The 13,373-nt window shown below is 70.7% G+C and carries 11 protein-coding genes; 6 read left to right on the plus strand and 5 right to left on the minus strand.

Annotation, left to right across the window (positions count from 1 at the left end):
- Positions 1-72 precede the first annotated feature (72 nt).
- Both ACIBBF_RS17545 and ACIBBF_RS17550 read right to left on the minus strand, forming a co-directional pair.
- A complete protein-coding gene (locus ACIBBF_RS17545; RefSeq protein ID WP_397415708.1) occupies positions 73-1,920 on the minus strand; it encodes a SigE family RNA polymerase sigma factor in 1,848 nt (615 codons plus the stop codon).
- Between the two features lie 241 nt (positions 1,921-2,161).
- Positions 2,162-3,001, minus strand: a complete 840-nt coding sequence (locus tag ACIBBF_RS17550) for a helix-turn-helix transcriptional regulator (RefSeq protein WP_397415958.1) — start codon at positions 2,999-3,001, stop codon at positions 2,162-2,164.
- Between the two features lie 233 nt (positions 3,002-3,234).
- On the opposite strand from ACIBBF_RS17550, the gene ACIBBF_RS17555 reads away from it, so the two are divergent.
- Together ACIBBF_RS17555 and ACIBBF_RS17560 are read left to right on the plus strand one after the other, a co-directional pair.
- Positions 3,235-3,429: an ester cyclase gene (locus ACIBBF_RS17555; RefSeq protein ID WP_397415710.1), complete on the plus strand. Its 195-nt coding sequence runs from the start codon at positions 3,235-3,237 to the stop codon at positions 3,427-3,429.
- Between the two features lie 121 nt (positions 3,430-3,550).
- Complete coding sequence (locus tag ACIBBF_RS17560; RefSeq protein ID WP_397415713.1) at positions 3,551-4,495, plus strand: SDR family oxidoreductase; 945 nt, start codon at positions 3,551-3,553, stop codon at positions 4,493-4,495.
- Positions 4,496-4,561: 66 nt separating this feature from the next.
- Here ACIBBF_RS17560 and ACIBBF_RS17565 read toward each other — a convergent pair whose 3' ends face one another.
- Together ACIBBF_RS17565 and ACIBBF_RS17570 are read right to left on the minus strand one after the other, a co-directional pair.
- On the minus strand, positions 4,562-6,286 hold the full coding sequence (locus tag ACIBBF_RS17565) for an acetolactate synthase large subunit (RefSeq protein ID WP_397415715.1): 1,725 nt from the start codon (positions 6,284-6,286) through the stop codon (positions 4,562-4,564).
- 81 nt (positions 6,287-6,367) lie between these two features.
- Positions 6,368-7,207 (minus strand): helix-turn-helix transcriptional regulator, encoded by an 840-nt coding sequence (locus ACIBBF_RS17570; RefSeq protein WP_397415717.1) that lies wholly within the window; start codon positions 7,205-7,207, stop codon positions 6,368-6,370.
- Positions 7,208-7,371: 164 nt separating this feature from the next.
- On the opposite strand from ACIBBF_RS17570, the gene ACIBBF_RS17575 reads away from it, so the two are divergent.
- Positions 7,372-8,328, plus strand: coding sequence for an NAD(P)-dependent alcohol dehydrogenase (locus ACIBBF_RS17575; RefSeq protein WP_397415719.1), 957 nt, complete (start codon positions 7,372-7,374; stop codon positions 8,326-8,328).
- Between the two features lie 20 nt (positions 8,329-8,348).
- On the opposite strand, the gene ACIBBF_RS17580 is transcribed toward ACIBBF_RS17575, so the two are convergent.
- A complete protein-coding gene (locus ACIBBF_RS17580; protein ID WP_397415722.1) occupies positions 8,349-10,553 on the minus strand; it encodes an LLM class flavin-dependent oxidoreductase in 2,205 nt (734 codons plus the stop codon).
- 64 nt (positions 10,554-10,617) lie between these two features.
- Between ACIBBF_RS17580 and ACIBBF_RS17585 the strand changes: the two genes are divergently transcribed.
- From ACIBBF_RS17585 to ACIBBF_RS17595, 3 genes are all read left to right on the plus strand, one after another.
- Complete coding sequence (locus tag ACIBBF_RS17585; RefSeq protein WP_397415724.1) at positions 10,618-10,998, plus strand: winged helix-turn-helix transcriptional regulator; 381 nt, start codon at positions 10,618-10,620, stop codon at positions 10,996-10,998.
- Positions 10,999-11,162: 164 nt separating this feature from the next.
- Entirely contained in the window at positions 11,163-11,987 is an 825-nt protein-coding gene (locus ACIBBF_RS17590) for an Atu4866 domain-containing protein (protein ID WP_397415726.1), read from the plus strand.
- A 63-nt stretch (positions 11,988-12,050) separates the two neighbouring features.
- Positions 12,051-13,349: an amidohydrolase family protein gene (locus ACIBBF_RS17595; protein ID WP_397415728.1), complete on the plus strand. Its 1,299-nt coding sequence runs from the start codon at positions 12,051-12,053 to the stop codon at positions 13,347-13,349.
- Positions 13,350-13,373 lie beyond the last annotated feature (24 nt).

The raw sequence follows: 13,373 nt of genomic DNA on the forward strand, positions 1-13,373 counted from the left end.
AACATCGGCCGGATGCCGGCATCCCCGGGACGAACCAGCCGCAGTGGCTCGACGTCCTGCACCGCCAGGACGTCAACGCCCTGCCACCACGATCTGCGCCAGGTGCTGCCGCTGAGAGGACCCGCCGGACTCCGCAGTGACCCATGCCAGCCACTCCCCCGCCACGGCGACCTCGACCACCCTGCCCTCCAGCAGATACGCCCGGCCGCCGAGAAGCAGGTACCCGGTCCCCACGTCGTCCTGCGTGCTTGTCCACACCACAGCCTGGCCCTCGACGTCGATCTCCCCTGCCTCCCCGTCCAGCTCGACCAGCGTCATGGCCCCTGTCTCCCGGTCGAGCACGTGAAGGTCGCCCGCCACGCCCCACGCCAACAGTGCATCCGACGCCGCCATCTCCGTCACCATCTCGAGCGGGTAGCCGCCAGCCGGCGCAAGTTCCACGGGCACCTGCCGGACGCCGTCGTCCCTACGATCGGCAAGCTCGATCCCGGTGCGGACGTTGTTCGCCGCCCACACGACCCCTTCCGGCGCAGTTGCGAACGCGGTAGAGCCGATGGCCAGGATCTCGGTCGCTCCGGTCGCCAGCGAAACCTGCACCTGCTCGATCTCACCCTCGTCCGTGAGCCGCTGCAGGTGCACGTACGCGCCACTCAGCGCGATCCGGTACCCCACCGGCACCGGCTCGCCCGATGACTCCAGAAGCGTGCGCACCTCGGGGTTCCGCACGTCGTCGACGACGCGGACCGCCCAGGGCGAGGACTCGCTCTCGCGCGTCGCCACCTCCAACCAGGCGACCCGGTTGCCCTGCCGCGCGACGTCGGGGACCTCAGCGCGGTGGCCGTCGACGGTGCCGTTGACGGCGACCGGGCTGATCTCGCCTCCGGCAGTACGCAGCTCCAACGCCATCTCCGGGTCGGGGTAGCCGTCACCGTCGTCCGGTCCTGGGGCCACCTCGGTGAGCGTCATGACCGAGCCGTCCGCCGCTAGGGTGTCCGTCAGAGCGCTACCCGCCGTCGGCTCACCGACGCCGACGACCACTCCCTCCTCCACGGCACCCGGCACGGACCCCACCTCGATCCCGGACACGCACCGCCCCTCCAGCCAGGGCGGGGTCTCCAGATCCGAGGTCTCGGCGGGACAGTCATCAAGCAACGGCTCGGCGTCGCCGTCGGGCCGCTCCAGGCCCACGAGCGAACGGAACCACTCGCTGCCCGGCAGCGCGACCGGGCCCACGCCCGGGAGCGAGACAGGGCCGGCCAGGAAGAACGCCACCAGGAGGGCCGCCACGCCACCGAGCACTCCCTGCGCGGTGCGTCGCCTGCGCAGGGCGGTCCGGCTCGCGCCGAGCGTCTCCGCCGCGTCACGGTGCGGCACGGGGATGTCCGCCAGGTCCGCGCGCTCCAGGATGGTACGCAGGTTCTCCAGTCCACGTGCATTCGCAGACTTCACCGTCCCCACCGACCTCCCCAGCTCATCGGCGACCTGCGCCTCGGACAGGTCCAGCAGGTGCCGCATGACCACCACCCGGCGCTGCTGCAGCGGGAGCTGCGCCAGCGCCTGCACCAGCTCGGCTCGGACCGCGACGCGGGCGGCGTGGTCCGGGGTGTCGGGAAGCCGGATCGCGTCGTCGCCGGGCAGATCGGTGCGGCTGGTCCGGCGCCAAGTGTCGGTGCGCAGGTTGACGAGGACACGGCGGGCGTAGGCACGCGGTTCGGCGTGCACGCGGTGCCATGACCGGTAGACGCGCTCGAACGTACCCTGGACCAGGTCCTCGGCCCGGTCCGGGTCACCGCACAACAGGAACGCGGTGCGGAAGAGGTACAGGCGGGCGTGACCGACGAACGCGACGAACTCCTGGTCCTTGGAACGGACCACACGGACCTCGGCCCGCTCCGGCATGTGGATGCTCATGTCCCCCATGACGCGTCCCCTCCCAGGAAGGTTCAGCCGATACCCCGAACATCGTGGTCGACGACCCGGATCCTAGGCCGACGGCCAGTTCGCCGCGGAGCAGCCAGGTCCCGACCTGGAGCGAAGACCCCGAAGTCGGAAACGTGACCCGCGTGGCGCGGTATGGATCGGCGACATACCGGTCCTGACCTGGAAGTTTGTCGCCGGTTCCCTACGGCTGCCACCACGGGGCTCGCCCACCGTGACCGGCCTAGCGGCTCCCCGGGGACGGCACGAGAGCCATGAGCCGCTGCAGCCTCTCGGAGCTCTCCGTCCCGCGCACCGCGGTATACACCGACAGGCGATGGTGTCGCTCCGGGTCGGCCAGCGACTGGTAGTTCAGCTCCAGCGCACCGACCTGCGGATGCACCAAGCGCTTCACCAGTGGCGGGATCGCGACCTCATGCCTGTGCCATACCTGCCTGAACTCCTCGCTCTGGTCCAGGAGCAGCTCCACGAAGTACGCCGCCCGGGACCCCGGGCCGCGCAGCGTCGCGACCTGACGCAGCCCGGACACGAAGACCCGGGTCAGGAACACGTGGTCCTCGCGCGCATACAGCTGCCGCGTGGCCGGATCGACGAACCACCGGTAACCGACACTACGCGCCGGCCCACGATACGACGTGCGGTCCCCGGTGAGCGCGACGTGCAGCGGACTCTGGTAGAGGGTCTCACCCAGCTCCGTGCTGATCTCGGCGGGCACGTCACCGATACGGTCCACGACGTGCCGCAGACCGGGGCTGAGCTGCGAGCCGTCCGGACCACGGAGAGGTGCGTTCAGCCCAGCCAACCGGAACAGGTGGGCCCGCTCGTCCACGGACAGCCGCAGACCTCGCGCGATCGAGGCGACCATCTGTTCCGACGGCCGAGGCCCACGCCCCCGTTCGAGCTTCGTGTAGTAGTCCACCGACATGGTGCACAGCTGGGCCACCTCCTCGCGCCGCAGCCCACTGGTCCGACGTCGTGCACCACGCACGATCCCGAAGTCCTCCGGCTGGAGCGCCGCTCGTCGCCGTCGAAGGAAATCGGCCAGCCCAGCCCGGTCGATCATCATCCGTGGTCCCCCGCGTCGTCTCGTACCAGCACCGGTCCGTCTGTACCGTCTCCGCCCGTGCCGTGTCAGCACGATCGATCTCGCACACCCTGCCCGCCTGCGGCACGGACAGGAAAGTAGACGATGCGTAAGGAACGGCGGACGGCACGTTATGGATCCTAGCCGTGCACGCGCTCAGGCTTGCCCTGCGCCCGCACCTCGATCGCCACCGGCGACACGAGGCGACCTGCGTGACACAGCACCACGAGATCGCCGCACGCCTGACCAACACCGGCACCCCGGTCAAGGAACGGCTCGGCGTCGCTCCCACCGGCGCCTCCTTCGAGATCACCGAGTACGCCCTCTACCGGGTCCACGACGGGCGGTTCGTCAACATGACCAACCTCCAGGACACCGACACCGCCAGGGAACAGCTGGGCGCCTGAGCACGAAAGCGTCGCACCGGTCCAGGCGGGTACGTGCCAAGGGCGGATCGTCAGGCCCTGAATAACGCGGTCCACGTCAATCACAGTGGGAGCTGACAGCCTGACTTCTAGGAGTGGACCAATGTCACGCAAGACCATCGATATCGTGATCCCCGATCTGTCGGGAAAGCTTGCCGTCGTCACGGGCGCGAGTGACGGCATGGGCCTCGGCATGGCCGCACGCCTCGCGGCGGCGGGCGCCGAGGTGATCATGCCCGTGCGCAACCCCCGCAAGGGAGAGGCTGCGATCACGACCATACGGAAGTCCGTGCCCGGTGCGAGAGTCTCGCTGCGGGACCTCGACCTGTCCTCGCTCGCGTCCGTCGCCGCACTCGGTGACACGTTGCGCGCGGAAGGCCGCCCGATTCATCTCCTGATCAACAACGCGGGTGTCATGACCCCACCGGAACGGCAGACCACGGCCGACGGGTTCGAGCTCCAGTTCGGCACGAACCACCTGGGTCACTTCTCCCTGGTCGCGCACCTGATGCCGCTCCTGCGGGCCGGCCGCGCGCGGGTGACCTCGCAGGTGAGCATCGCCGCCAACCGGGGCTCGATCAACTGGGACGACCTGAACTGGGAACGCAGCTACGACGGAACGCACGCCTACAGCCAGTCCAAGATCGCGGTCGGCCTGTTCGGCCTGGAGCTCGACCGGCGCAGCCGGGCGAGCGGCTGGGGTATCACGAGCAATCTCTCACAGCCTGGGGTCGCTCCCACGAACCTTCTCGCGGCACGTCCCGAGCTCGGCCGTGGCGAAGAGGTTCCCTCCCGGAGGATGATCCGCTTCCTGTCCGAGAGGGGCATCCTGCTCGGGACGGTCGAGACGGCCAAGCTGCCCGCGCTGATGGCCGCCACGGACCCCGCCGCCAAGCCCGGGGGTTTCTACGGCCCGAGCTGGCCTGGTCGCGTCGGAGGGCCGCCCGCCGAGCAGAAGCTCTACTCGCGGCTGCGCAGCACGGACGAGGCTGCACGCGTCTGGGACGTCTCCGAACAGCTGACGAAGAACACCATCGGCGCCGTCTGAAGGAAGGCCCGGACGCCGTGGGCAGGCGATGCCTCGGCACTGCCTGCCCACCGTCCGCGTGCGAGGTCAGGCGGGAGCGAGAACCGCCTCGATCAGGTGCGGGCCAGGCGTGGCGACGGCGTCCCGGAACTGGTCGTACAGCTCTTCGACGGTCGTCGCCCGGCTTGCGGGGACGCCCATTCCCGTGGCGAGCGCCACGAAGTCCAGTGCCGGGTCGTCGAGGTTCATCAGCCGTGTCGCCGCGCCGTTGCGCGGTGCCCCGACCCGTTCCAGCTCGGTGCGCAGGATCGCGTAGGAGCGATTGCTGAGGATGACGGTGGTGACGTCGAGGCGTTCGCGCGCCTGAGTCCACAGTGCCTGGATCGTGTACATGGCGCTGCCGTCCGCCTGCAGGCAGATCACGGGCCGGTCAGGGCAGGCCACCGCGGCACCGGTGGCGACAGGCAGCCCCTGGCCGATCGCGAGGCCGGTCAGCCCGAGGATGTCGTGCGCGGGTGCGCCTGACAGGGCCTCGTTCAGGTTCACCATGCCTGAGGTGACCGACTCGTCGCTGATCACGGCGTCGGGCGGAAGGAGCGCGCCGATGACGGGCGCCCAGTTCGACGGCGTCAGGACGCCGCTGCCGGTCTCCGGCCGCCTCGGCGCGGCGGGCTCGGGCTCGACGCCGTCCGCCACCAGGCCCGCGAGACGGACGAGGGCGTCCTCGACGTCGATGTCGGTGCGCCCGCCCAGGACCATCCGGTCGGCGGCGTGCGGCGCGGGCCGGCTGTCGACGCCCGGGTAGGCGAAGGCCGGCACCGGGACGCCCGTACCGGCCAGCAGCAGCAGCTCGGTGCCGTGCAGCTGCCGCGCGATCGCCTCCGACCGGTAGGCGAGCGGTTCCACGGCAGGTACGCCGGCGCCCTGGCGGCGGCGTGCGGGCCACAGCTCACCCAGCAGGCGGGTGCCGGTGGCTCGTGCGATGCGGGACGCTGCGCGGAGCCCGGGTTCGCCGAGCGCCCCGCCGCCCAGGAGCAGCACCGCCCGCCGCCCCGACCGCAGCGCGACGGCCGCGTCCACGACGGACTCGTCCGACGCCACCGCGGTGCCCGGGACGTCCACCGCGGTGGCGTCCCGCGCTCCGGTCGACCAGGACACGTCGGCCGGGACGACGAGCGTGGACACCCGCCCCGAGGTTCCTGTCGCCACGTGCGCGGGATCGTCGTCGGCGGGAGCCCAGGCCGCGCGGCTGGCGGCCACCGCCGCGACCACCGCGGGTCCGACGTCGTCGACGCCGGCCACCCTGCGCACCGCCCGCGAACAGGTCGCGGCGAGGGCGATGATGTCGGACTCGAGCGGCGAGTCGAGCGCCTTGTGTTCGTCGGTGTGGTCGCCGACGACCACCACCTGCGGGCTGTGCGCACGCCGGGCGTTGTGCAGGTTGGCCACTCCGTTGGCCAGACCGGGCCCCAGATGGAGCAGGGACGCGGCCGGGCGCCCGGTCATCCTGGCGAAACCGTCGGCCGCGCCGGTGGCGACCCCTTCGAAGAGACACAGGATCCCCCGCATCTGCGGCACCGCGTCCAGAGCGGCCACCGTGTGCATCTCTGACGTGCCCGGGTTGGTGAAGCACACGTCGACCCCCGCCTGGCACAACGACCGCAGCAACGCCTCGGCGCCGGTGACGGCGCCGGCCGCCGGACCAGGGGGCGGCGTGAGCGACGACGAGCTCACTGTCCTGGATCGCGACCGGGTGAGCAGCGACTCGGAGCGGGCGTCGTCGACCGACGCGTCATTCATACGACTGGGCATGGTGTCTCTCCCTGGTGGCGGGTAGGGCGTGCGCGACCGGCCGGCCCGCCGGGTCGCCGGCGAGCGCTCCGGGGCGCCGGGTCAACGGAGCGTCTGTGTACCGATGACGGACAGGACCTGCAGCTTCTCGTAGCTCTCGGAGCCGGGAACAGCGGTGTAGACCATCAGTGCGTGGGCCTGGTCGGGATCGACCAACCGCTGGCAGGTGAGCTCAAGGGCACCGACCTCGGGGTGCACGAAGTGCTTGACCTCGTGCGGCCGGATCCCGATCTCGTGCTCGTCCCATACCCGGCGGAACTCCTCGCTGCTGCCCAGCAGCAGGTCAGCCAGATACGCCGCCCGGGAGTCAGGGCCGCGCAACGTGACCAGTCCTCGTAGACCCGCGGCGTACATCCGCGTCATGAAGGCGTGCTGCTCGGGCGCGTAGAGATCCCGCGCCTCCGGGTCGGTGAACCACCGGTATCCATTGCTTCGCGCAGGCCCCGTGAACCGGGTCGTGTCCCCGGTCAGCGCCACCCCCATCGGAGTCTGCCGCAAGGTCTCGCCCAGCTCCGTGACGATCTCCGCGGGAGTGTCCTCCAACCGGTCGAGGATCCGCAGCAGCCCCGGGCTGATGTGCTCGCTCGACGAGCCTCGGGCCGGCGGGTTGTGCCCGGCGAGCCGGAACAGGTGGTCACGCTCGTCGATCGACAGGTGCAGGCCCTGCGCGATCGACGCGAGCATCTGCAGCGACGGCTGCGGTCCACGCTCCCGCTCCAGGCGGGAGTAGTAGTCCGCCGACATGTTGCACAGTGTCGCGACCTCCTCCCGCCGCAGCCCGCTGGTGCGACGACGCTGCCCACGCGGCATACCCACGTCCTCCGGCTGCAACGCCTCACGCCGACTCCGCAGAAACCCGGCCAACCCGGCACGATCGATCACGACACTCCCCCTTCTGAGAGTTCCGCCTCGTTCCTACCTTGTGCGGAGCACGGTAGCCACGGACTGACAAGCCCCCTCTACCGCGCAGAGCAGTCGCCCCGGCACCTGTTGGATGGACCTCTGTCGATCCGATGACCATTGAACGAGTGACGAAAGAGGACACGATGCGTGCTGTCCGGTACGAGGCTTATGGTCCGGCGGAGGTCCTCCGCACGGTTGAGGTCGAGGTGCCGCAGGTGGGCCGTACAGACGTAGAGGTCACCGTGGGTGGTGCGAGCGTCAGCGGCGCCGAGATACCTGTCCGCAGCGGGAACCTCAGGCGAGTTGTCCGCCAGCGGATGCCCGCCGGCACCGGTGTCGACTTCGCGGGCACGGTCACGTTGGTCGGACCAGCCGTGACACGGGTTTCGGCCGGCGACACCGTGTGGGGCGTCATGCCGCACCTGACGTTCGGCGCGGTCGCCGAACGAGTCGTCGTCCCGCAGCGGTGCGTGGCACCAGCACCCAGCAACGTCTCCGAGATCGAGGCGGCCGCTCTCGCCTCCTCCGGCACCACCGCACTGCATGCGCTCATCGCCAAGGCTGACCTCCGCCCAGGTCAACGGCTCCTCGTCCGAGGCGCGACCGGTGGTGTCGGTGTCGTCGCCGTTCAGCTCGGCGCGACGCTCGGAGCACATGTCACAGCCCTGGCCCGTGCCGACAGCCTCGACTGGATCCGCAGTCTCGGCGCGGACGAGGCCCTCGACTACCGGACCACGCGGCCGGAAGACCTCGCCACGTTCGACGTCATCGTCGACCTGGTCGGAACCGAGCTCCGCGCATTCCGCCGGCGCCTCGTCCCGAAGGGCGTCATGGTGGCGCTCGCCCTCGACTCACGACGCCCCATCCGCTCCGCGCTGGCCGTCGCCGTCGACGGGCTCGACAGGAGGACACGGCTGACAGCGTTCAGCAACGACCCGACGCCCGCCGACCTCGATCGCCTGCGCGGGTTCGTCGAGTCCGGTGCGATCCGCCCGGTCGTCCACGACGTGCTCCCGATGCATGAGATCGTTGCCGCGCACCACCACCTCGCGCAGGGTGGGGTGCGCGGCAAGATCGTCATCGACGCCAGGAGCCGCTAGGTCGGCGGGCCAGCTGCGGTTCAGGCCGGGTCGATGAAGAAGTTGTCCCGGAACAGACCGGCAGGGTCCCAGTGGGCCTTGAGGTCACGTAGCCGTTCCAGGTGAGCGGCCGGGAAGGCACGGGCAACCGCCTCGGGGCCGGTGTCGGTCTCGAAGCTGATGTACATCCCTTCCATGTGCTGCTGCAGCCGCGTCCACCGCTCCTCGAAGTCCGCGGTTCCTCCGCCGAGGGTGACCACGAGGAAGTTCGCATCACGCCAGGCGTAGGCGGTCGCATCCGGCGGGACGTTCGCGGTGGCACCGCCCGCCGAGCGTACGGAGAGGATGAAGCTGGTGTCGGAGGCGAGCAGTTCCGCCAGGCCGTTGGCGACGTCGGTGTCCAGGTGGCGCGCCAGGGCGGAGTGTCCGTGGGGCTCGCCGTGGCCGTGCTGGGTCTCGGTCCCGGGTGGCGGGACGAGCAGGTCGCTGTACGGGACGAGCTGGACGGACTGGTTCGCGAGAGGAGCCAGCTCGGCGAAGGGCCGGAGTCGTTCGACGATCGTGTCTGGGTCGTCGGAATCGACGACGATGACCGCCTGCACCGCGGTCTGGCGTCCGCCGGGGCCGATCATGAGCGTTCCGGTGACGCTGGGATGCGCATGCTCGATCGCGGTGCCCCAGTCCTGGAGGAAGACAGCGATGTCCTCGGGGACGTAGAGAAGGAGCGCGAAGCCGACCTGAGGGCCGACGGGGTCGGTGTCGAACTCGAAGGACACCGCGATCCCGAAGTTCGCGCCGGCTCCGCGCATCCCCCAGAACAGGTCGGGGTTCTCGTCCACGCTGGCCCGCACGAGCTCACCGTCGGCCGTGACCACCTCGACCGAGCGGAGATGGTCGATGGTCAGCCCGTGCTCACGCACGAACCAACCGATGCCGCCCGCGGTGGCGAGCCCGCCGACCCCGACGGTGCCGGCATCCCCGGAGGTCAGTGCGAGGCCGCGCGGGGCGAGGGCACGCGCCACGTCGCCCCAGACGGCTCCGGGTCCCAAGCGGATGCGGTTGCCGTCGAGCAGCTCGATGGTGTCGAGCGCGTCGACGGCGATGACGATACCGCCGTCGTTCAGGGACCTGCCCGACAGGCCGTGCCCTCCGCTGAAGATGCCCAACGGCACCTCCCGGTGCTTCGCGGCGTAGCGCACGGCGTCCTGCACCTCGGCGGCCGACTGCGGCCGCAGCACGAGCGCGGGGCGCGCGCCCCGGAAGTAGCTGTGCGTGTAGCGGGCGTACCCGCGCTCCTGCGGCGTGAGCGCACGGTCGGCGAGCGAGGCGGGAACAGGGTCGCCGCCGATCCCGGCACCGGCCGCTCGGGAGCTGGCCGAGGCCCCGGCCGCACCGGGGGTGTCACGGGCCTCCGCGACCCGTTCCCGGACCTCCTTGGCGGTGACCTCGGCGAAGCGGCGCAGCTCGTCGGGGTCGTCGCTCGCGAGGATGAACACGCTTGCGCCGTCCTCGATCGCGAGCCGGGCGAGCTCGTCCGCGCGGTCTCGTGCGCTGACGTTCAGCAGCCGCACGATCTGCTTCGGAGAGCGTCCGGCCTTCCGGGCGGACTCGTCGATCGTCCGGTTGCCACGGGCGAAGTCACCGGGTTGCAGCCACGGCAGGCTCGGCAGCCATCCGTCGGCCTTCCGTCCGATGATCCGCAGCATGCGGGGCCTGACCGCACCGACCCAGATCGGGATGTCGTGCGCAGGCCGGGGGCCACGGCGCGGGCCGTCGACATGGTGGATGCGACCAGCCACCCGCAACGGTGCCGGATCGTCGACGTCCCAGATGCCACGCACGATCTCCAGCGCCTCGTCCAGGCCCGACACGGCGTCGGGCGGGGTGAGCAGCGGGCCACCCATCTCGGCGATCGCCTCGTAGAAGCCGCCCGCCCCGATCCCCAGCTCGAACCGGCCGCCGCTGAGCAGGTCCAGGCTCGCCGCAGCGCGAGCGAGCACCGCGGGCTGCCGCAGCGGAAGATTCAGCACGTTCCCTGCGACATGGATGCGCTCGGTACGCGCAGCGACCCATGACAGCAACGTCCACGTGTCGTGGAACACCGCCTGATAGGGATGATCCTGGAACGTCACAAGATCCAGGCCGATGTCCTCGCTGAGGACCGCCAGGTCGGCTGCGTGCCGAGCGGGTGCGGCGAGGGGCGAGATGAAGCTGCCGAACCGCAGCGGATGTCCGTAATCAGGCATGCAGTCAGTCTCGGCAGAGCGCACCCGGCCCGCAAAGCCAGAGTAACTGAGTTACTATTGGTAAGTGACTTCCTCGCCAGCATCCCCGCCCTCCACCTCCTGGCGCCACGCCGACGAGGCGCAGTGCCGGCACGCCAGCAAGGTCCTCGAGGTGGTGGGGCAGCGTTGGTCGCCGAGCATCCTGCTCGCGCTGGGGCGCGGCGTCGAGCGCTTCGGCGAGATCATCGCGATGACGGCCGGCCTCTCACCGCGGATGCTCACCCTCCGGCTCAAGCAGCTGGAAGCCGCTCACCTGGTCGAGCGCACCGTGATCCCCACGACGCCAGTCACGATCCGCTATCGGCTCACAGCACAGGGGCTGGATCTCATCGACGCGCTCCACTCCGTCGCCGGTTACGTGCAACGCTGGGAGGTCGACGCCGCCGCACCCCTCCCCTCGACCTGACGAAGCAGGGTACGGGGAGACCTGGCAGCACGGTCGGGAGAGCGTCAGGAGGGCCGGTCGTCGCGTCGGCTCGTGCCCGCGGTCCGACCCGGCGGTCCTGGGTGCGTCGCACCCAGGAACCCGGCAGCCTTCCTCGGCCGGCACCCGGCTGCCAGGGTGCCGCCATGACGACGAACACGCCCGCGCGCCGGCGGATGGCCCTGACGGCCGCCGCTGCTGTCGCCGTCGCGGCGCTCGGCGCTGCTTGCACGGACGACGGCGCAGCGCAGCGGTCACGCCCGCCCGCGGTCCAGGGCACGGAGCGACCTCCCGCGGGGCAGACCGACGAGCGGGGCACCGACGATCCGTTCGTCCTCCGGGGTGCGACGGTCATGAGGACTCCCACCACCTCGGTGCGCGAGGACCTGTATGTCGCTGACGGAGTGCTCGTGGAACCGACCCGGGACGAGCACACCGTGGTCGATGCCTCGGGCACGTACGCGGTCCCGCTCACGGTCGAGAGCGCAGTGTCCCGACGACCCGTGTCGCAGCGGAACATCCATGACCTGGTTCCCGGCAACCGGGCGACGTTCGCGCTCGTACGCCGCCCGGTCAGCGAGGTGCAGGTCCGCACCATGCTCGTGATCGACCCCGCTGACCTGGCAGCGGTCTACGTGTCCGGGCACCTGGAGGCACTCGACGGACGGCCGACTCGCCCGGCCGGCGCAGACCTGACCGACCCGGCCGCGGCGCAGACCTGGGTCGGGACGTGGGTGGACCCCGCGCGTGACGTGGAGCAGCACCTGCTGGCCGACGGACGCTACTCCGAGACCCGTAGCGGCCGCGCGGATGCCTACACGGGACGGTACTGGGTCCGCGACGACAGGATCACCTATCTGGACGACAGCGGTTTCTGGGCGTTCGGTGAGCTGCTGGACGGCACGCTCCACCACGCCGGCCTCGTGATGAACCGCCCCGATCTCAGCCTGGGATCGGCAGAGCCTGGATGATCCCGCTCCCGATCGCCAGCCTTGGGGGCAGCCCTCGATCAGCACCAACCAAGGGAACCGAACATGATCATCAAGAACGTGACCGTCATCGACGGCACCGGCGCCGTCGGCCTGCCGGCCATGGACGTCCGTATCGCCGAGGGGCGATTCGAGGACATCCGTCCCTCCGGCGTGGACACCGCCAGGCCGTCGAGCGAGGGCACACACGACGGCGAAGTGGTCCTGGACGGGCGCGGCGGCTATCTCCTGCCCGGCCTGTGGGAGAGCCACACCCACCTGACCGGGCTCGACATGTCCCTTCCGGAGGCCGAACGGCTACCGCAGGTCCTGAGCACCCTGTCCGGCTACCTGGACTCGGGCATCACGTCCGTGTGTGACCTCGGGGGCCCGGTCACGCAGGGCCGTACCATCCGCGAGGCCCGCCAGGCCGGCCACACCGCGGCATCGCTGTTCTTCGCCGGACCGGTCCTCACCGGTGTCCAGGGCTGGCCCCTGTCGTTCCACGGCGAGCGTTCCATGGCCGTCGAGGTGGGCAGTGCCGACGAGGCACGTCGGCAGGTCGAGAAGCTGCTCGATCAGGTCGACTTCGTCAAGTGCATCCTCGACGGACGACCCACCGGCGGCGAGCGACTCCCCGTGGCCGCACTCGAGGCGGTCGTCCAGACCGCGCACGGTGCAGGCAAGAAGGTACTGGTCCATGTGGCAACCGGCACCGACCTGCGGGACGCGGTCGCGGCCGGAGCCGACTGCATCGAGCACGCTTTCATTCCGCAGGACCCCACCGACACGAGCGAGGCCGAGCAGATCGCCGACCTGCTCGGCCGCACGGGAACGCTCTACTGCCCCACGCTCGTCACCTGGGAGCAGCTGGGCCGCAGCGGGGACCCCGCCCACCTCGACGAGCTCGTCGTCGACGGCATCTCCTCGGCCGAGGACGCGGCCGCGATCGCGGCTCGCCCCACCTGGGGCATGCCGTTCCCCCATCACCCGGCCGACGAGTCACTGACCCGGTTCGACCACGCCGTGCGCACACTGCCCCTCTTCCACGAGGCCGGCGTCAAGCTCGTCGCCGGCAGCGACATCACGATCGGCATGCCCACCCCGGGCAGCGCCCTGCTGCGCGAGCTGCAGCTGTTCGCCCAGGCCGGGCTGCCCCTGTCCGAAGTCGTCACCACGGCCACCGGCCACGCCGCCGAACGGGTCGGCAAGCGGGACAGCGCCGGCACCGTGACCGTGGGCGCCGTCGCCGACGCCCTGCTCCTGGACGCCGACCCGCACACGGACATCTCACACCTGATCGATCCACGCCACCACCAAGCCGTCATCAGCTCCGGCCGTCTCGTCCGGTCGATCGGCATCTGACGCGGGCGCAGGCAGCCCGGTCCG

This window comes from Promicromonospora sp. NPDC050880 (assembly GCF_044456525.1).
GTDB lineage: Bacteria > Actinomycetota > Actinomycetes > Actinomycetales > Cellulomonadaceae > Promicromonospora.

Bases quoted from the DNA above. Each gene is read 5' to 3' on its own strand.
- ACIBBF_RS17545 (WP_397415708.1), bottom strand. From the start codon at position 1,920: ATGGGGGACATGAGCATCCACATGCCGGAGCGGGCCGAGGTCCGTGTG.
- ACIBBF_RS17550 (WP_397415958.1), bottom strand. From the start codon at position 3,001: ATGATCGACCGGGCTGGGCTGGCCGATTTCCTTCGACGGCGACGAGCG.
- ACIBBF_RS17560 (WP_397415713.1), top strand. From the start codon at position 3,551: ATGTCACGCAAGACCATCGATATCGTGATCCCCGATCTGTCGGGAAAG.
- ACIBBF_RS17565 (WP_397415715.1), bottom strand. From the start codon at position 6,286: ATGCCCAGTCGTATGAATGACGCGTCGGTCGACGACGCCCGCTCCGAG.
- ACIBBF_RS17575 (WP_397415719.1), top strand. From the start codon at position 7,372: ATGCGTGCTGTCCGGTACGAGGCTTATGGTCCGGCGGAGGTCCTCCGC.
- ACIBBF_RS17580 (WP_397415722.1), bottom strand. From the start codon at position 10,553: ATGCCTGATTACGGACATCCGCTGCGGTTCGGCAGCTTCATCTCGCCC.
- ACIBBF_RS17590 (WP_397415726.1), top strand. From the start codon at position 11,163: ATGACGACGAACACGCCCGCGCGCCGGCGGATGGCCCTGACGGCCGCC.
- ACIBBF_RS17595 (WP_397415728.1), top strand. From the start codon at position 12,051: ATGATCATCAAGAACGTGACCGTCATCGACGGCACCGGCGCCGTCGGC.